The organism is Streptacidiphilus sp. EB129 (assembly GCF_041262645.1).
Lineage (GTDB): Bacteria > Actinomycetota > Actinomycetes > Streptomycetales > Streptomycetaceae > Streptacidiphilus.
In genome coordinates, this window is sequence record NZ_JBGCCS010000001.1 from 247,169 (window position 1) to 265,852 (window position 18,684).

Sequence of the window (18,684 nt, forward strand, 5' to 3'; positions counted from 1 at the left end):
GCCCACCCTAGAGCGGTTTCAGGGGTCTGGGCGGGTCTGGGTGCGGCGGCCGGCCGAGGTCGCGGGCGGCCATGGCGGCCAGGGCCAGCGCGTAGCCGCGCGGGGTGGTGAGGTCGGTGCCGATGAGCTCACCGGCCCGGCGGATCCGGTTGTCGACGGTGTTGGGGTGCAGGCCCAGCGCCTGCGCGGTGGCCCGGCGGTCCTGCTGGCGGGCGATGTAGCCGCGCACGGTGGCCGCGAGCTCGGGCTGCGCCAGGACCGGGTCGAGCAGGGTGCTCAGCGCCCCGGCGCTGTGCCCGGGACGGGAGAGGTGGTATTCGAGCAGCACGTCGGCCAGGCGGTGCGGGCCCGGGCCGCGATCCAGCGCCAGGCACAGCCGCAGCACCTCGCGCGCGGTGCCGGCCGCCTGCACGAAGCCGGCCACGTCGGTGAACCCGGCGACGGACAGCGGCAGCTCCTCGCCGCAGGCGTCGGCGAGCAGCCGGGGCAGCCCGGCCGGCAGGTCCGTCGACGGATCCGCCGGCGGATCCGTCGGCAGGCCGGTCGGCCTTCCGGTCGGCTGGTCGGGGCCGGAGCCGACCGGACGCGGCAGCAGGATGTAGCCCTGCGGGTCGTCCAGCAGGACCAGCGCGCCTGCGTCCACGCTCCGTTCCAGCAGCAGCTGGAGCCTGTGTTGCAGCCGGCGCCGTTCGACGGCCGCCGCACCGGTCGGGGAGCCCTGCCCGTCCGCCCCGGTCGTCGGCCGCACGGCCAGCACCTGGCCGCCCCGGGTCAGGCCGAGCGCCTCAGCCTGACCCGGGGCGGGCGGAGCCGAGCCGTCGAGCAGGGCCCGGACCAGCTCGCGGTGCTGCTCGCGGGGGTCGGCGGCCAGTCTGGACCGCTCCTCCAGGTAGGCCTGGGTGGTGATGCCGATGTCGCGTGACTGCCCCTCCAGCAGCAGCTGCGTGAGTTCGAGCAGCGCCTCCTCCTCGCCGGGGCGCGCGAGCCGCCGCAGCGCGGACCACAGCGCGTGCCGGGCGGTGAGATGGGTGCCGAGCAGCACATGCAGCGGCAGGCCCTCGCGGGCGCGCTGCTCGGCGCGCTCGCGGAACAGCCGGACCGCGTCGGGCCCGGCCTCGCGCTCGCCCTGCGTCGCCCGCAGGAACAGCCGCAGGCCGAACCGGACCGTCGGAACAGCCGGGCTGGTGTGGACGGTGCTCTGGCTCCTGCTCGGTCGCGACGGCCCGCTGGCGCCGAGGACGGCCGGGGCGGTGGGGGCTACCGGCGTGGCCGGCGTGGCCGGGGTGGCCGGCGCGGCGGGGGTGCCGAGGGTGGCCGGCGCGGCGGGTGCTACCGGGGCGGCCCGGGCGGCGAGGGAGGCAGTGGCCGGCACCGCGCCGTCCGATCCGGCACCGGTGGCGTCGGACACCGGACCGCGACACCGGGTCCCCTACCGGACGCTGCTGCGCTCGGGCACCGTGCTGAGCGCCGCCTTCGGGTGCTTCGCGGCCTACTGGCTGCTCAGCGCGAGTCTCACCTGGATGCCCGACTACTGGCACCAGGTGGTCGGCATCAGCCCCCACGGGACCGGGCTGATCACCATGACCGCAGGCCTCACCACCGGGGCCGTACTGCTGGTCCACGGCGCCCGTACCAGCCGCGCGGCATCGGCCGACGCACCCCGGCGCCGACGGCTGCCCGAAGGCGCCGGTACCGGGCTGCTGGTCTGCGTGGCCGGAGCCGGCGTGGTCGGTTTCGCCGTCGGTGGTCCGACCTGGCTGCGGATCGCCCTGCTGCTCGGGCCGATGGCGCTGGCGAACGTCATCCTGACGGCCGCTCAGCTGGCCTGCGCGCGGATCTGCCCGCCGGAGCAGCGCGGTGTCGTCCTCGGTGCGGTGGCCTGCTTCTACGCGCTGGCCGGTGCGCTGTCGCCGCTGGTCACCGGCCGGATCGTGGACGCGGCGCCCACCGTGGCCCTGGGCTACCGGCACGCGTTCACGGTCACTGCGGTCCTGGTCCTGGTGGCCGGCCTCACGGCGGCGTTCTTCCTGCGCCCCGAGCGCGAGGCCTGCCGCCTGGCCGCCGCGGCGGTGCCGGTGCCGACCCCCGAGCGCGTCCCCCGGTAGCGGCCGGGCCCGGCGTGCGTCAGGTCCGGTGTGGGCCAGGCCCGGCGTGCGTCAGGCCCGGCGGGGCTCAGGCCCAGAACTCCAGGGCCAGCTTCGCCAGTTCCTCCGAGCGCTCGATCTGCGGCATGTGGCCGGTCCGGGGGAAGAGGTGGGTGCGGGCCCGGGGGAAGGCGGCGCGGGCGGCGTCGAGGTGGTGCGCCGGGAGGATGAGGTCACGGTCGCCCCACACCACCATGGTCGGCAGGTCCAGCGGGGCCACTGCGGCGAGCAACTCGCGGCGCCACCCGGCGTCGATGCCGCGGATACCGCGGATACCGCCCAGGCTGTGCAGGGTCTCCAGCATCACCGACGCGCCGTCCGGTCGCCCGGCCAGCCGGAGCGCGCGGTCCACCCGGGCCGGGGTCGCGAAGGTGCGGTCGTGGAAGATCGACCGCTCGGCCATGACCGAGGCCCGGCGGCTGGGACGCAGCAGTGTCCGGCCCAGCGGGCGGATCGCCAGCACCCGCAGCGTCGCGGTGACCTCGCGGCCGAAGCCCGCGCTGTTCACCAGCAGCAGGCTGTGCACCCGGTCCGGCGACTGGACCGCCAGTCGCATCGCCACCGCCCCGCCCAGCGAGTTGCCGGCCACCCGTACCGGCTCGTCCACGCCGAGCACGTCGAGGAACTCCCCGACGGCCCGGGCCAGGCCCGGCAGCGTGGTCGGCTCGGTCAGCCGCTGCGAGCCGCCGAAGCCCGCCAGGTCGACGCTGATCACCCGGTACTCGCCGGACAGCAGATCGTGCTGCTCGGACCAGTCGTCCAGGCTCCGGGCCACCCCGTGCAGCAGCAGCACGGGCCGGCCCGCGCCGGTCTCGCGATAACGCACCGTGCGCCCCCGGACGGTGAGGGTCCTCGGGGCGGCGGAGGTCGCGGAGGTCTCGGTGCCGTCCGGGCCGGAGGCGTGGCCGAAGTGCAGCACCCCGTCCTCGACCGGCTGGTCCCTGACCATCCGTACGTCGCGCGGGTAGTGCTGGTCGACCCGCCACGGCGCGGTGGTGCCCTGGCTGGGGAAGTCGGACAGGCTGCGCCGCACGTAGCCGGAGGCCAGGCCGATCAGCGGCTCGCGGACCAGGGAGTCGGGGGCCACCGGCGTCAGCGTCTGGTAGCCGTGCTCGTCCAGGTGGGCCAGCACCCGGCAGACGTACTGCGCCACCAGATCGGCCTTGAGGGTCCACGAGGCGTTGGTGTAGCCCACGGTGAAGGCGAAGTTGGGCACCCCGGACAGCATCATCGCCTTGTACGCCACGGTCTGGCTGAGCTGCACCTCCGTGCCGTCGACCAGCAGCCGCATGCCGCCGAAGGCGAGCAGGTTCAGCCCGGTCGCGGTGACCACGATGTCGGCCGGCAGTTCGGCACCGGACTCCAGCGCGATGCCCTGCTCGGTGAAGCGGGCGATCCGGTCGGTGACCACCTCGGCGCGACCGGCGCTGATGGCCTTGAACAGGTCGCCGTCCGGCACCACGCACAGGCGCTCGTCCCAGGGCTCGTAGCGCGGGGTGAAGTGCGTGCCTACGTCGTAGCCGGCGGGCAGCTGCCGGGCCACACCCCGGGTCAGCAGCGAGCGCATCAGCTTCGGCGCCTTCCGGCTCAGCTGGTACGAGGCCACGGCCACCCGCACGTTCTTCCAGCGCGCGGCGGTGTGGGCGGCCCGGGCCGGAAGGATCCGGCGCAGCTTGTCGGCGACGAGGTCGTGCGCGGGCAGCGACACCACGTAGGTGGGTGAGCGCTGAAGCATCGTCACCTTCGCGGCGCGCTCCGCCATCGCCGGGACCAGGGTGATCGCGGTGGCACCGCTGCCGATCACGACGACCCGCTTGCCCTGGTGGTCGAGGTCCTCCGGCCACTTCTGAGGGTGCACCAGAGTGCCGGTGTAGTCGGCGAGTCCGGGGAAGTCCGGGGTGTAGCCCTCGTCGTAGCGGTAGTAGCCGCCGCACGCGTAGAGGAACGAGCAGGTGAGCGTGGTCGGTTCGGAGCCGTCGCCGTGCTCGGCGGTCACCGTCCAGCGCGCGTTCGCGGACGACCACTCGGCCTGCACCACCCGGTGGCCGAAGCGAACCAGCTCCTCCACCCCGAACTCGCGTGCGGTGCGCCGCACATAGTCCAGGATCGAGGCGCCGTCGGCGAGGGACCTGGTCCCGGTCCACGGCGAGAAGGCGTAGCCGAGGGTGAACATGTCGGAGTCGCTGCGCACCCCGGGGTAGCGGAACAGGTCCCAGGTGCCGCCGATCGCGTCGCGCGCCTCCAGCAGCGCGACGCTTCGCCGCGGATGCTGGCGCCGGAGCTGGCAGGCGGCGCCGATCCCGGACAGCCCGGCCCCCACGATCAGCACGTCCAGATGCTCGACCTCGGCGTGCTGGACCTCGGCGGGATCCCGGTGGGGATCCTGCAGCGGCGGCTGATGCGGTGCAGGAGACTGCGGCATGTCGTTCCCCCGAGTATCGGGCCGGAGCGTGGCGGCGGGAGCTGGCGGCGGGGCTGGTCGCCGGAACGTATCAACGCTGCGACGACACAGTCAACAGTGTGTCGAGTGGGGACCTGCTGAGGGCGTGAACGGTCTTGTATGGTCTGGGTATGCCAACCGCCGCCGCCGATCGACCGCGCCGCTGCCGACGGCCCCGACAGCCCTCGCCGCCCACCGGCGACGAGCGTCGCGCCGCGATCCTGGAGACTGCCGAGCGGCTGCTCGCCGAGCGCCGGCTGCGGGACATCTCCATCGACGACCTGGCCCGGGGCGCGGGGATCTCCCGGCCCACCTTCTACTTCTACTTCGGCTCGAAGGACGAGGTGCTGCTCACCCTGCTGGAGGGTGTCGTCGCCGAGGCCGACCAGGCCGTGGCCGAGGCCTTCGGCTCGCTCGCGACCAGCCCCGCCGAGCGCCTGCGCAGCGCGCTGACCGGTGTCTTCGTCGCGTTCCGGGACCACCGCGCGATCACTCTCGCCATCGCCGAGGGCTACGCTGCGGGAGGCGAGATCCACACCCGCTGGACCCAGTCGATGACCCACTGGGTCGACATCACCGCCGCGGCGGTGGAGGCGGAGCGCGCCCGCGGCGCGGCTCCGGACGGTCTGCCCGCCCGCGACCTGGCGGTCATGCTGAACGCGATGAACGAACGCGTGCTGATGGACACCTACGGCGCGTTCGGCGGCGGTGCGCTGGCCATCCCCGAGGAGCGGGTGGTCGACTCGCTGCTCGCGGCCTGGCTGCACCTGATCTACCGCTCGGCCCCGCTCCCGGCCCCGGCGCCGTGAGCGCGCACGGTACACGTCGCGGGGTGCGGATACCGCTGTGCGGGCACCGGTTCTGAGCAGCCGTCAGCAGGACGGCGCGCCGGGGCCGAGCCGTCCCACGCCTGACGGCCGGCCCCGCGCCATGGTCTGGTCAGGGGGTCCGGTCAGCCGAGCGGGATGTCCTTCTCCCGCAGGGCGTCGAGCACCGGGGCGTACATCCGGGTCTTGATCGTGCCGATGGTCGCTCCGGCCTTGGCCGCGTGGAGCGCGGCGATCCCGACGGCGCTCGACCGGACCTCCTGCTCGCCCGCGGCGTGGTCGACGACGGCGGCGGCGAGGGCGTCGTTCCCGCCGTAGCGGTGGGCGGTGACCATCGCCCGGTGCGCGGCCTGCGGGGTCAGCCGGGTCTGGATCAGGGCCGACATTCCCACGGTGAAGGGGATGTTGATCTCGGCCTCGGGCAGGCACCAGTAACCACGGTCGGCGCGCATCACCCGGAAGTCGTGGGTCAGCGAGAACATGGCCCCGGCGGCGAAGGTGTGCCCCTGCAGCGCCGCCACGGTGACGAACGGCAGGGTCAGCACCCGTGCGAACAGCTCCTGCACCCCGGCCACGTACTCGCCGGCCTGGTCGGCGTGGGCGAACAGCCAGTCCAGGTCCAGGCCGTTGGAGAAGAACTTGCCGGTCGCGGCGGTCACCAGGGCCTTGGGCCCTTCCGCCTGCTCCACCTCGTCCAGCAGGGCGTTGACCGAGGCGAGCCAGTCGGGGTGGAAGCGGTTCTCGGTGTCACCGATGTCAAGGATGAAGACGTCGTCCTGACGGTCGAGCGTGGGCATGACTGTTCCTCCAAGGCGGCTGGCCGGACGGAGGACGGTTCAGGCCGCACCCGTCTCGCCCCCCTGCGAACGCCACTTCTACTGGCCGGTAACTACGGTGATCCGCATCGTACAGGGATCCCGATCGCCCGGACAGCAGCGGGCTCCGGCCGGGTCGTCACTGGAAGGCGTGCTGGACCGGACCCGCCAGGTAGGCGAAGTCGTGCGAAGCGACGTCGTGGAGCTTGGTGGCGAGGTCTTCGAGCGCCCGGCTGGCGGCCAGTTCGTCGCCGATCACCGCGACCGGGCGGTCGACGGGATTGCGCCGCGCCACTCCGCGGCCGACGAGCGTCGAGTTCTCCCCGGTGGTGAGCATCGCGCGGGCGGTGGTGTCACCGCCGTCCTCGATGATCTGGACCCGTACGTTCCACTCTTTCGCTTCCATCGCGATCGCTCCTCCGGTCGACGTGATCCGGGCTCCCGATCCCGGTTCATCCGTAACCATCGTCGCCCCGGATCGATCGGGATGAAAGGGTGGAAATGCGACTCGGCTGGAGGCTCTTGTACGGGATATAAAAGTTGACTCGTTACATTTATTGATCGGTGTGATGTTCGCAGTGCTTCCGGCCGTGCTGCGCGGGGCAGGCCCCCGGGCGCCGATGCGCCGGGGGCCTGCGTGGGTGCGCCGGCGCGGGGCCGAAGCCTCTGCCGTCAGTTCACGGTCAGCGGGACCGGGCCGGCCAGGGCCGTGTAGCCGTCGTTGTAGAGGTACCAGACGTCGTACGAACCGAGGCCGGACAGGCTGCTGGTGCTGAAGGTGAGGCTGCCGCTGCCGCTGGGGGCGTACTGCCAGGTCAGGGAGGACTGCTGACCGGGCGTCACCCCCTTGGGGTAGATGCCGATCCAGTTGGTCGAGCTGGTGGTGCCCGCCGGGGTCGAGTACTGGAAGGTGACACTCGACCCGTTGCTGACGCTCGGCGTCGCGGTGGTCAGGGTGCTGGTCGGGGCGGGAGCGGGAGCCGAGCCGGGCACGAACGCGTCGTTGAGCGGCGTCGCGTAGGTGTCGTTGGCGGTGATGCCCTGCAGGCCGAGCGCCGCCTCGATGGTGCGGGCGGTGCTGTAGTGGTCGTAACGGCTGGCGCTGGTGGTGCCGGCCGGGACGGTGCCCTGGGAGCCGTCGACGACCGCGACCACCTGGTTGTCGGGGTTGCTGGTGTCCTCGTCCCAGGTCAGGATGAGCAGCGACTTCTGCGTGGTCCAGGCCGGGGACGTCATGACCGGGGCGAGGGTCTGCTTGAGCCAGCCGTCCTGGGTCTTGAGGCTGGCGGCGCTGCCGTTGCCGGAGGCCTCGCCGTCGCTGTAGTCGTCGGCCGCGATCCAGGAGAACGCGGGGGTGGTGGCCGCGCTCTGCAGGTCGGTGGTCAGCTGGCTGGTGTCGAACAGGTGGGCGGCGCAGCGGGTCGCGTTGCCGCTGATGTTGGTGTAGTTGATGAACGGCGCGTCGTCCGGCATGTACTCGGAGTCGTACTGGGTGGTGGTGTTGCAGGGCGTGCCCATGCCCTGCTCGTAGGCCTTCCAGGTCTTGCCGGCGGCCTCGATCCGGTCGCCCAGGTTGGTGCCCGGGTCGTTGATGTGCGGCCAGTACGTCGCGCCCGTGGTGTAGGTGTCACCGCCGGAGATGGCCAGGTAGTTCTCGTCGCTGGGGTGGTAGACGCCGTGGTAGTTCGACATCGAGGCGCCCTGGGCCATCAGGCTGTGGATGAAGGGGGTGTCGGTCGGGTCGCCCATCACCGCCGAGTAGTCGGTGTTCTCCATCATGACCATGAAGACGTGGTCGTATCCGGGCACCTGGGACACCGGCGGGGCCAGAACCGGCGCGGTGACCGGGGTGTTGAGGGTGAGCGACAGGTTGTCCAGGTAGCCGGACTCGCCGGAGCTCTGCAGGAACTGCACCTCGACCTGGATCGAGCGGGTGCCGGCCGGCACGGCACCGGTGGCGCTGCGGGCCAGGAAGGAGGTGGCGTTCGAGCGGTCCGAGGCGGAGACGGTGGGCAGGTTGGCGGTCGTGCCGACCTGCTTGCCCGAGGCGTCCTGGAACTTCAGCGAGACCTGGGCGTATCCGGCGTAGGTGGTCCAGCCACCCAGCCAGCCGGACAGGTTGTAGCTGATGCCGCCGCCGTCGATGGCGCTCGCGGCGGAGGAGACGTCGACGGTCTGCTCCATCGCGCCGTCACCCTGGTTGCCGGGCGCGAAGAAGGCCTTGCCCGGCGCCGGGGTGGACGGGTGGGCGAAGCTGCCCGCCGAGTAGCAGACGACGTCCGGGCTGCCCGACAGCACCGTCCAGCCCGGCATGGTGGTGGCCGCGGTCCAGTCCGTGGTGCAGTACCCGGCCTCGGCGTCCCCGTTCACGATCAGATTTCCGCTGGTGGTGGCCGCGTTCGCTGGTGTCACCACGATCAGTGCGCCCAGCAGCGCGACCACGCCGCCGAGCGCGCGCAAAGTCAGTCTCATCTCCGCCGACCCTTCCGTCGATGCGCACCTGTGTCAGTGCAGGTCATAACTAACGGTCCGGACTGTCGTCCAAGCGAACAGCGAACCAACACAGTGGAACCAGCACAGACAGACTTGTCCAGACAAGTGCAGATGTCTTGTCCGGACAAGCTGTGGCAGTCGACGGAGGAAATCGGCCGTACCGGGTCAGAAACCCTGGGCCAGCCGGAAGTAGGCCTGGTTCCAGCGCAGTTCCCTGGCCAGGGCGCGGGTGGTGGTGCCTGAGCCGATCAGGACCAGCTCGGTCCTGGTCATCTCGGCGAAGTCGGCGAGTTCCTCGCCGCCGAGGGCGCTGGAGTAGACGGTGTGGTGCGGGCCGCCCGCGGTGATCCAGGACTCGGCGGACGTCGCCAGGTCCGGCCGCGGCCGCCAGACCGCGCGGGCGACCGGGAGTTGGGGCAGTGGCTGCGGCGGGGCGACCACGTCGACCTCGTTGGCGACCAGCCGGAACCGGTCGCCGAGGTCGGCCATGCCCAGCACCAGGGCCTCGCCGGGCGCGGCGTCGAAGACCAGCCGGACCGGGTCCTCGCGGCCGCCGATGCCGAGCGGGTGGATCTCGACCCGCGGGGTCCCGGCCGCGATCGAGGGGCAGACCTCCAGCATGTGCGAGCCCAGCACCAACTCCCGTCCGGGCGCCAGGTCGTAGGTGTAGTCCTCCATGAACGAGGTCCCGCCGGGCAGGCCCGCGGCCATCGCCTTCAGCGTGCGCACCAGCGCCGAGGTCTTCCAGTCGCCCTCGCCGGCGAAGCCGTAGCCGTCCGCCATCAGCCGCTGCACGGCCAGTCCAGGCAACTGGCGCAGACCGCCGAGATCCTCGAAGTTGGTGGTGAACGCCCCGAAGCCGCCGTCCCGGAGGAAGCCGCGCAGCCCCAGCTCGATCCGGGCGGCGTAGCGCAGCGACCGGTGCCGCTGCCCGCCCTCGCGCAGCTCGGTCGCGACCGCGTAGACGTCCTGGTACTCCTTGACCAGTTCGGTCACGGCCGCGTCGGTGGCGGCGTCCACGGCGGTGACCAGGTCGTTGACGCCGTAGGTGTTCACCGAGACCCCGAAGCGCAGTTGGGCCTCGACCTTGTCGCCCTCGGTCACCGCGACGTCGCGCATGTTGTCGCCGAACCGGGCCAGCCGCAGGGACGCCAGCTCGGCGCGGCCGAGTGCGGCACGTGCCCAGGCGTCGACCCTGGCTGCCACGCCCGGGGTGGTGACATGCCCGGCCACGGTCTTCCGGGCCACCCCGAGCCGGGTCTGCACGTAGCCGAACTCGCGGTCGCCGTGGGCGGCCTGGTTCAGATTCATGAAGTCCATGTCGATGGTGGCCCAGGGAAGTTCGACGTTGCTCTGGGTGTGCAGGTGCAGCAGCGGCTTCCGCAGGACGTCCAGGCCGGAGATCCACATCTTGGCGGGAGAGAAGGTGTGCATCCAGGCGATCACCCCCACACAACCGTCCGCGCTGTTGGCGTCCAGCATCGCCCGACGGATCGCCCCCGCGTCCTTGAGCAGCGGCTTCCACACCAGTTCGACCGGCGCGCCGAGCCGGGCACCCAGGTGGGCGGCGATGGCCCGGGACTGCTCGGCGACCTGGCGCAGCGTCTCCTCGCCGTACAGGTCCTGGCTGCCGGTGAGGAACCAGACCTCGGGGGCGACGGATACGGTCATGCCTGGGCTCCTTCGGGGGACGCGGACACCGACTGCGGGCCGGTGGGCTGAGGGCTGCCGGGCCGAGGGGTGTTGGGCTGCTGGCCGTAGACGTTCTGGTAGCGGTCGTGCAGGCGGTCGATGTCGCCCTGGGGGAGGCGGCGGACCGGCCCGAGCTGCCGGGCCAGGTGCATGGTGCGGGCCACGTCCTCGCACATCACCGCCGCCTTGACGGCGGCCTTGGCGTCCCGTCCGATGGTGAACACGCCGTGCTGGCGCATCAGCACCGCCGGCGAGCGGTGGTCGGCGAGGGTGGCCACGATGCCCTGGCCGATCGAGTCGTCGCCGATCAGCGCGAACGGGCCGACCGGGATGTCGTCGCCGAACTCGTCGCCCATGGCGGTGATCCCGCACGGGATCGGCTCGCCGCGCGCGGCCCACGCGGTGGCGTAGGGGGAGTGGGTGTGCACCACGCCGCCGACCTGGGGCATGGCGCGGTAGACGTAGGCGTGCGCGGCGGTGTCGGAGGACGGGGCGTGGTCGCCGTCGACGACGGTGCCGTCCAGGTCGGCGACGATCATCTGGCGTGGCGTCAGCTCGTCGTAGGAGACGCCGCTCGGCTTGATCACCAGCAGCTCCCGGCCGGGGACCCGGGCGCTGACGTTGCCGCTGGTCCAGGCGACCAGCCCCCAGCGCAGCAGCTCCGCGTGGAGTGCGCAGACCTCGGCCTTCAGGGTGTCGATCTCGTTCATGCGCGGCCTTCCTCGGCTGCATCGGCAGGAGCAGGGTGACGGGCGGTGTCGTGGGTTGCCTCGCGGGCGGTGTCGCGCAGAGTGCGCAGCCGGTGCATGGCACAGCTGCCGCCGCGGCCGAAGTGGTCGTGCAGTTCGCGGTACTCGGCGAACAGCGCGTCGTAGGCGTCGGCCCGGGTCGGGTCGGGGGTGAACACCGCCCGTTCGATCCGGCCCATCGCGGCGGACGCGGCGGGGATGTCCGGGTGGGCCTTGGCGGCCACCGCGGCGTGGATCGCCGAGCCGAGCGCCGGGCCCTGCTCCGAGCCGATCAGGTTGATCGGCCGGCGCAGCACGTCGCTGTAGAGCTGCATCAGGAACCGGTTCCGCGCCAGCCCGCCGGCCACCGTGAACTCGGTGACCGGCACGCCCGCACTCTCGAAGGCCTCGACGATGACGCGGGTACCGAAGGCGGTGGCCTCCAGCAGCGCCCGGTAGACCTCCTCCGGCCGGGTGTCCAGGGTCAGTCCCAGCAGCAGGCCGGACAGATGGTGGTCCACCAGGGTCGAGCGGTTGCCGCTGTGCCAGTCGAGCGCGACCAGACCGTGCCCGCCGACCGGCTGCCGCTCGGCCTTCTCGGTCAGCAACTCGTGTGCGGACAGGTCGCGTTCGCGTGCCTCGACGGCGTAGGGCCCGGGCAGCACGGTACGGGCGGCCCAGGCGAAGATGTCGCCGACGCCGCTCTGTCCGGCCTCGTAGCCCCACAGCCCGGGCACCACGCCGTCGCGGACCACCCCGCACATCCCGGGGACCTCGGCGAGCACGTCGGAGTTGAGGATGTGGCAGGTGCTGGTCCCCATGATGGCCAGCAGGTGGCCGGGGTCCAGAGCCCGGGCGGCGGCACTGGTGACGTGGGCGTCGACGTGCCCCACGCTGACCGGGGTCCCCTCATTGATCCCGGTCCAGGCCGCCGCTCGGGCCGTCAGGGTGCCCGCCCGCCCGCCGAGCGGGGAGAGCGGGTGGTCGAGCTTGGCGGTGAAGTCCGCGAAGCCCGGGTCGAGAGCGGCCAGATAGCCGCTGGACGGCCGGGTGCCGTCCTGGTGGATGCCCTTGTAGCCGGCGGTGCACAGATTCCTGGACTCCGTGCCGGTGAGCTGCCAGACGATCCAGTCGGCGGCCTCGATCCAGCGCTCGGTCGCGGCGTAGAGTCCGGGGTCCTCGTCCAGCAGCTGAAGCGCCTTGGCGTACTCCCACTCGCTGGAGATTCTCCCGCCGTAGCGGGGCAGCCAGGACTCGCCGCGCTCGGCGGCCAGGGCGTTGATCCGGTCGGCGTGCGGCTGCGCGGCGTGGTGCCGCCACAGCTTCGGGTACGCGTGCGGACGGTCGGTGTACTCTGGGAGTTCGCACAGCGGGGTGCCGTCGGCGGTCGTCGGCAGTACCGTGCAGGCGGTGAAGTCGGTCCCGATGCCGATGACCTGATCGGCCGTCACCCCGGCCCGCGCGAGCGCCTCGGGTACGGCGTGGCGCAGCACCCCGCGCCAGTCCTCGGGAATCTGCAGCGCCCAGTCCGGTGGCAGCGCCGGGCCGCCGCCGGGCAGCGCCTGGTCGACCACGGCGTGGGGGTACGCGTACACGGCGTCGGCGAGCTGTGCACCGTCCTCGACGGAGACGACCACCGCGCGCCCGGAGAGCGTGCCGAAGTCCACGCCGACGGTGACCTTCAGCGGTCCACTGGTCATGTTAGCGCTCACAATCTTGGCTTGATGGCGGCAGGATGCTGGTGTGGATGGATCTGCGGTCCGCGCTCGCGGCGGTTGTCCGTCCGAGGGGCCGGCGCCGTCGTTCGTGTGCCCCGTTCGTGCGCCTCGGCCGTCGACGCGGGTCAGCCCCGCGGCGCGGAGGTGCTGCGGCGCAGCACCAGCTCCGGCGGGACGAGCATGCGGGGCCTGACCCGGACCCCGCCCTCGATCTGCTCGACCAGCAACTCCAGGCCGCGGCGCCCCAGTTCGCCGAAGTCCTGGCGGACGGTGGTGAGCGGGGGAGTGAAGTAGGACGCCTCGGGGATGTCGTCGAAGCCCGCCACGCTGATGTCGCCCGGGATGGCCCGGCCGGCCTCGTTCAGTGCCCGCAGCAGCCCGAGCGCCATGTGGTCGTTGGCGCAGAACACCGCCGTGACCTCCGGGTCCTCCGCCAGCTGCAGCCCGGCCTCGTAGCCGGAGCGGGCGCTCCAGTCGCCCGCCAGCACCGCCGGTTCCGCCGCCCCGGCCTCGGCCAGGGTCGCCCGCCAGCCCGCGAGGCGCATCTGGGCGTCCAGCCAGGTCGACGGCCCGGCGACGTGGTGCACCGTGCGGTGGCCGAGGTCCAGCAGGTAGCGGGTCACCGCCCGGGCGCCCGCCTTGTTGTCGACGGCCACCGCCGGCACCCGCGCCTGGGGTCCCGACCCGATCGCGACCACCGGAACCTCGCCGCTGACCTGCGCGAGCGCGCCGACGGCGGAGATCTGCGGCGCCAGCACCAGTACGCCCTCCACCGCCTGGTCGTGCAGCCGCTCCATGGCCTCCTGCATGGACCGCGCGTCGAGCGAGCGCAGGCTGGCGATGCTGACGAAGTACCCGGCGCTCCGTGCCGCCTGCTCGATCCCGTAGAGCATGGACGCCGGGCCGTAGAGCGTGGTGTCGAAGCTGACCACGCCCAGGGTCTGCGAGCGCCTGGTCACCAGGGCGCGGGCGGCCGAGTTCGGCCGGTAGTCCAGTTCCCGGATGGCGTGCAGCACCCGGTCCCGGGTCTGATCCTTGACGTTCGGGCTGTCGTTCAGGACCCGGGACACCGTCTGGTGGGACACCCCGGCCAGCCGTGCGACATCGGCCATTACGGGCTTGCGCCCGATTGTGCTGCTGTCAGCCGTCATGGTTGTCCCCTTCTGCGCCCGGTCCGCTGAACGCTACCGCGTTGTCGCTGTGGTGGTGCCGCTGTGCTGTGCGATACGGCATTGTTAGCGTTCACATGGCGGCTCGTCAATGGGTCCTGCACGATGTGTTCGGCCCAGGCCGGTGACTTCGCCGCATGCGGGGGCGCGGCGGGCCCGGCGCCGTGACCCGGTCACCGCGCTGCGAGCGGATGCCGAGCGTTCCGGCTGCGCGGAGTGACCCGGCTGTGGGGGGTGGAGGGCGGCCGTCGCGCCGTGAGCGGCCTTCCCGGCGGGTACGTCCGGGCATGACCGCCGCGTGGGGTGTACTGAACAGGTCCGCCGCCGCATACGTGGGGATTGCCTGCCGTGAGCTGGGGTTTTTTCACCCGTGTGGGTGATCGCTGGGCGTTGGTCGCGACTGAATGGGGTGTCATAATTGTTCTATGGACGCCTCGTTGTTCGGGGGCGAGTGTGGTGACGGCGAAGCGTCCATGGGTGGGGTGGTCTCCCCGTCGGTGGTGTCCTTCGGGTCGCAGGCTCGGTCTCCCCATACGCTCACGTCGCCGGTAGGGTCTGCGGACCCGTCGGCGGGCTGGTTGGGACTGCCGCAGGATGCGGACGGTGCCCGCCACGTCACCGGCACGCCGTGGTCCTCGCGGCAGGCGCGGTTCACCGATCCGCTGCGGACCCTGCCGTCGGCGGTGCACACGCTGCTGGATGCGCTCACGAGCCAGGACGAGCAGCAACTGCACGCCAGCGGCGCGCGGGAACTGGCGGAACAGGTCCTGGCGCTGCAGCGGCTGGGGGAGATGCTGGCGGCCGAGCAACTGCGCCGGCTGGCGGTGTTCGACCGTACCGGCGGGCCGTGCGCGGTGCGCTGCCGGTCCACCAAGGGGTTCCTGCGCACGCACGCACAGTTGGCCCACGCACGGGCGGGGCAGATGGTGACCCTGGCGCGGGAGCTGGACCGGCTGCCGCAGGTACGCGAGGCGCAGGCGCGCGGGGAGCTGTCGTACGACCAGGCACAGATTCTGGCCCACGAACTCGCCCCGATCGAGGACGACACCGCGCGCGAGCAGGCACAGGCGCTGATGCTGGAACAGACCCCCAAGCTGCACCTGGCCCATGTGCGCCAGGCCGCGAAGCAGATCCACGCCCACCTGGTCACCGACGCTCAGCCTGCCCAGAGGGAGGCGCCGGCGGCGTTCCAGTCCTGGGTCAAGCTCTCGCCCACCGGCACCTCGGACGACCCGTTCTGGGTGCTGTCCGGGGAACTGTCCCCGCTGGCCGGCGAGCGGCTGCGGGTCGCGCTGGAGGCCGCCACCGCCGCCCCGGCCGACGGCGACCCGCGCAGCCACGCCCAGCGCATGGGCGACGCCCTGGCCACCGTCGCGGACCTGGCCCTGCGGTCGGACGCGCTGCCCACCACCGGCGGCCAGCGCCCCCAGCTGACCCTCATCGCCGACCTTGACGCCTTCCGGCCCGAATGCCCCACTCACCCCACCCTCAACGACACCCTCGACGGCGTCCAGGCGCGGAACGTGACCGGCGACGTGGTCGGCACCGACCACGGGTCCGGGAACGGTCTGGCGGGACTGCTGCGCCCGAGGGCGTCGGCGGACACCACCCGCGGTTACCGGCTCACGGCCTGGCAGCTGCGCAAGGAGGCGTGTGACTGTCGGCTGCGGGTGATCCTGACCCGGGGTCAGGACCGCCCGGTGTCCATCGGCCGCGCCACCCGTACCGTCCCCGGACACCTGCGCGACGCGGTCGTCGCCCGCGACCGGCACTGCGTGTGGCCCGGCTGCACCCGGCCCCCGACCTGGTGCGAGGCCCACCACCTGGTCCACTGGGCCGACGGCGGCGACACCAGCCTGGACAACCTCGCCCTGCTCTGCGGCGAACACCACACCGATCTGCACCAGACCGGCTGGGAACTGCAGATGCGCAACGGCACCCCCCATGCCGTCCCTCCACCCGACATGTCCCCACCCCTCAACACCCGCTACCCCCCACTGACGCCGCTGTCCGCTGCGGCCTGAGCCGGGCTCGGTTCGCGATGACCCACGCCGCGCCCCGAGTTCCGTCAGCGCTCCCTGCCCCGGGCGGAGGACGGGCGCGTTTCCAGCAGGGCGGTGGCGAGGGCCGGGGCGGTGGTGGCACCGCGGCCGTGGCCGCGGAAGGCGTCGGCGAGGGAGGCGGGCCTCGACGGTGCCCGCTCCTGGGTGGCGCGTTGGAGGACGGTGGTGCCGGTCTCGGCCTCCAGGACCGGGGCGAAGCCGGCCTTGCGCAGCGCGGCCAGGGTGGTGTCCGGGTCGGCCGTGCTGATCAGGACGGTGGGCGCGATACGGCGCAGGCCGATCTTGCCGAGGGCCCTGGTCCTGGACAACTCCAGCACCAGGGCCTCGTCGTCGGAGCGGATGCAGCAGGCGGATCGGACCACGCGCATCCTGCCGTGGGTGCGGGCGGTGTCCCTGACCAGGTACTCCAGGGGCTGGGGCAGCGGGTGGCCGCCCTCGGACACCTCGTTGAGCTGTCGGAGCAGTTCGTCCGGGTCGGCGCCGGCGTCCATGGCGCGGCGGACCGAGGCCGGGGTGATGCGCCAGACGACGGCGTGTCCCTCGGATTCGCGGTCCGCGCAGGACGACAGCAGGGCGGTCAGGTCCGCCGAGGGGGCACCGGTGACGACGGCGGTGAGGTCGGCCTGGAAGCGAGCCCTGTCCTGCGGGGCGGGCAGCAGTGTCGTCAGTTCGTTCGCCAGCTGCTGCACGGCCTCGGCCAGTGCGGGCCGGTCCTTGAGGGACGGACCCGCTCCGGGCACCGCCGGGAAGTAGCGGGCCGCGCCCGCCCGCAGCAGCGCCAGGACGCCGTGTCCGACCGGCGTCAGCGCCCCGTGCGCGACCACGCCCAGCAGTTGGGCCTCGATCAGCGTCGCCGCGAGCCTGCCGTCGGCCGCGGCGCCGGTGTTAAGAGCTGCCGGGCGGTGCCAGACCACGGCCTGGTCGAGCTCGCGCAGCGACGCCGGATCGGTGGTGTCCACGCCACGACCTTCGGGAAGTGCGGCCAGTGTCTCCAGCAGCGCGTGGCGGAGTGGCCCGGCGGTCGGATCCTGCGGGCTGACCAGGGCGACCCGGGTCTCCTCCCCGTCCGGCCAGTGGCTGAACACCTCGGGGGTCACCGCCCAGGTGGTGATCAGCGGCAGCAGCCGTTCGGCCGGTGGCGCGGTGAGCCAGCGGTCGTAGCGTTCGGTCGGCACCACCTGGGGTGCGGGCAGCGGCTGGGTGGCACGACGGCGGCCGCGCGGGGCGGGTTCGGGCTCGGGTGAGCGAGCGGTGATCAGGTGCGCGTTGGACGCCAGATCCAGCCACAGCCGGGCCTGACCCTCACTCACCCCGGCCTGCTTCGCCACCCGGCGGGTGTCCCGCACCGCGATCCCGCCGGCCTTGCGGACCGCCAGGGGCTGCGCGTCGACCTGGCGCAGCAGCAGTTCGACCTGCGAGGCCGCCGCGGTAGCCGCTGCCTGCGCCTCCCGGGACACCGCCGCCGCAGCCACCGCCGTCGTGCTCGCGGGCTGGGGCGGACGGGGTTCGTAGGGCGGCCTGGCGTCGGGATCGCGCAGTGCCTGGCCGATCTCGTGCGGCAGTTCGGCGAGATCGTGACCGACCGGGACGACCATCCCGCGCTCGGCCAGCCAGTCGGTGCCGGGATCGCCCGAGCCGCCGGGCCGGAAGACGAAGACGCTGTCCCCGGAGCCGTAGTAGCCGCCGCCGTAGCGGTCCTGGAAGCAGTGGGTGCGCAGCAGTGGTGGTCCGGCGACCAGTCGGTCCAGCAGTTCCACGGCCTCCGGCGGTGCCTGCCGGACCAGGCCGTGGATCTGCTCCGGATCCGACAGTACGGCCACGACCGCGCGCTGGCGCGCGTCCCGGGTGCTTGCGGTCGGCAGGGCGAGGGCCCGGTGGATTCGCTGGACCTCGGCCGACTGGTAGGCCCGGGACAGCAGTTGGTCGACCGGACGGCCGCCGGCCCGGGCTGCCTCACGGTGCAGCAGGTTGGGTACGACAACGCTCCCGCCGTGCGGCGGCAGCACCAGGGCCCGCAGCGCGAGCCGGTCCAGCGCTGCCTCGGCCTCCTGGCGGGCGGCGCCCTCCAGCCGCAGGAAGGCCAGCAGATCGGCGCGGGGGACCGCCCGTTCGGCGGGATCCGGCTCCGGGGTCTGCGTCCGGCGGATGCCTCGCCCGTACGTGTCCGTGAGCATCGGTCCGGGTCCCGCCGGGTCCACCGGGAGCGGGCCGTGCCGGCGCTCCGCGAGGACCGCTGCGGCGGTCAGCAACTGCAGGTCGGGCACGTTGAGCGCGGTCAGCGCGCCGCCCACGGAGGCGTCGGTGAGCAGGTGGTCCGCGAGCCCCTCCAGCGTCCGCAGGTCCGAGCCTCCGGAGAACTGCGCGGCATACGGCAACTCCCGCTGCTCCAGCAGCTCGGTCAACCGTTCACGGGAGAACCCGCCCAGCCACGCCGCCAGCGCTTTGCTTGTGCTCACCGGGCCGATTTTAGCCGAGCGGGGGAGCCGGAACGGCCTCCTTCGGTCGCTGAGGGGCGGCGGTGGCAGATCGGCGGGTCGAGCGGTGGCAGTCGGGGGTGGCTGGGGGTGGGAAAAAGTGATATCACTATGCTATCGG

At 72.8% G+C, this 18,684-nt stretch carries 13 protein-coding genes; 3 read left to right on the forward strand and 10 right to left on the reverse strand.

Annotation, left to right across the window (positions count from 1 at the left end; all coding sequences use genetic code 11):
• Nucleotides 1-7: 7 nt before the first annotated feature.
• A complete protein-coding gene (locus ABH925_RS01205) occupies nucleotides 8-757 on the reverse strand; it encodes a helix-turn-helix domain-containing protein (protein WP_370144933.1) in 750 nt (249 codons plus the stop codon).
• A gap of 154 nt (nucleotides 758-911) precedes the next feature.
• Here ABH925_RS01205 and ABH925_RS01210 point away from each other — a divergent pair, with 154 nt between their 5' ends.
• Complete coding sequence (locus ABH925_RS01210; RefSeq protein WP_370144679.1) at nucleotides 912-2,105, forward strand: MFS transporter; 1,194 nt, start codon at nucleotides 912-914, stop codon at nucleotides 2,103-2,105.
• A 67-nt stretch (nucleotides 2,106-2,172) separates the two neighbouring features.
• Here ABH925_RS01210 and ABH925_RS01215 read toward each other — a convergent pair whose 3' ends face one another.
• Nucleotides 2,173-4,566: an alpha/beta fold hydrolase gene (locus ABH925_RS01215; RefSeq protein ID WP_370144680.1), complete on the reverse strand. Its 2,394-nt coding sequence runs from the start codon at nucleotides 4,564-4,566 to the stop codon at nucleotides 2,173-2,175.
• Nucleotides 4,567-4,715: 149 nt separating this feature from the next.
• Between ABH925_RS01215 and ABH925_RS01220 the strand changes: the two genes are divergently transcribed.
• On the forward strand, nucleotides 4,716-5,393 hold the full coding sequence (locus tag ABH925_RS01220) for a TetR/AcrR family transcriptional regulator (protein ID WP_370144681.1): 678 nt from the start codon (nucleotides 4,716-4,718) through the stop codon (nucleotides 5,391-5,393).
• 143 nt (nucleotides 5,394-5,536) lie between these two features.
• On the opposite strand, the gene ABH925_RS01225 is transcribed toward ABH925_RS01220, so the two are convergent.
• The 7 genes from ABH925_RS01225 to ABH925_RS01255 all read right to left on the reverse strand — a co-directional run bounded on the left by ABH925_RS01225 (nucleotide 5,537) and on the right by ABH925_RS01255 (nucleotide 14,008).
• Complete coding sequence (locus ABH925_RS01225; RefSeq protein ID WP_370144682.1) at nucleotides 5,537-6,208, reverse strand: enoyl-CoA hydratase-related protein; 672 nt, start codon at nucleotides 6,206-6,208, stop codon at nucleotides 5,537-5,539.
• A 157-nt stretch (nucleotides 6,209-6,365) separates the two neighbouring features.
• On the reverse strand, nucleotides 6,366-6,632 hold the full coding sequence (locus ABH925_RS01230; RefSeq protein WP_370144684.1) for a DUF1876 domain-containing protein: 267 nt from the start codon (nucleotides 6,630-6,632) through the stop codon (nucleotides 6,366-6,368).
• 266 nt (nucleotides 6,633-6,898) lie between these two features.
• Nucleotides 6,899-8,698, reverse strand: a complete 1,800-nt coding sequence (locus ABH925_RS01235; protein ID WP_370144686.1) for an alkaline phosphatase family protein — start codon at nucleotides 8,696-8,698, stop codon at nucleotides 6,899-6,901.
• 186 nt (nucleotides 8,699-8,884) lie between these two features.
• A complete protein-coding gene (gene araA / locus ABH925_RS01240) occupies nucleotides 8,885-10,390 on the reverse strand; it encodes an L-arabinose isomerase (RefSeq protein ID WP_370144687.1) in 1,506 nt (501 codons plus the stop codon).
• Nucleotides 10,387-11,121, reverse strand: a complete 735-nt coding sequence (locus tag ABH925_RS01245; RefSeq protein WP_370144688.1) for an L-ribulose-5-phosphate 4-epimerase — start codon at nucleotides 11,119-11,121, stop codon at nucleotides 10,387-10,389. The genes araA and ABH925_RS01245 overlap by 4 nt, the downstream gene beginning before the upstream one ends.
• Nucleotides 11,118-12,839: a ribulokinase gene (araB, locus tag ABH925_RS01250; RefSeq protein WP_370144690.1), complete on the reverse strand. Its 1,722-nt coding sequence runs from the start codon at nucleotides 12,837-12,839 to the stop codon at nucleotides 11,118-11,120. The genes ABH925_RS01245 and araB overlap by 4 nt, the downstream gene beginning before the upstream one ends.
• A gap of 143 nt (nucleotides 12,840-12,982) precedes the next feature.
• Entirely contained in the window at nucleotides 12,983-14,008 is a 1,026-nt protein-coding gene (locus ABH925_RS01255) for a LacI family DNA-binding transcriptional regulator (protein WP_370144691.1), read from the reverse strand.
• A gap of 596 nt (nucleotides 14,009-14,604) precedes the next feature.
• On the opposite strand from ABH925_RS01255, the gene ABH925_RS01260 reads away from it, so the two are divergent.
• Nucleotides 14,605-16,050: a DUF222 domain-containing protein gene (locus ABH925_RS01260; protein ID WP_370144692.1), complete on the forward strand. Its 1,446-nt coding sequence runs from the start codon at nucleotides 14,605-14,607 to the stop codon at nucleotides 16,048-16,050.
• Nucleotides 16,051-16,094: 44 nt separating this feature from the next.
• On the opposite strand, the gene ABH925_RS01265 is transcribed toward ABH925_RS01260, so the two are convergent.
• On the reverse strand, nucleotides 16,095-18,545 hold the full coding sequence (locus tag ABH925_RS01265; RefSeq protein ID WP_370144693.1) for a helicase-associated domain-containing protein: 2,451 nt from the start codon (nucleotides 18,543-18,545) through the stop codon (nucleotides 16,095-16,097).
• Nucleotides 18,546-18,684 lie beyond the last annotated feature (139 nt).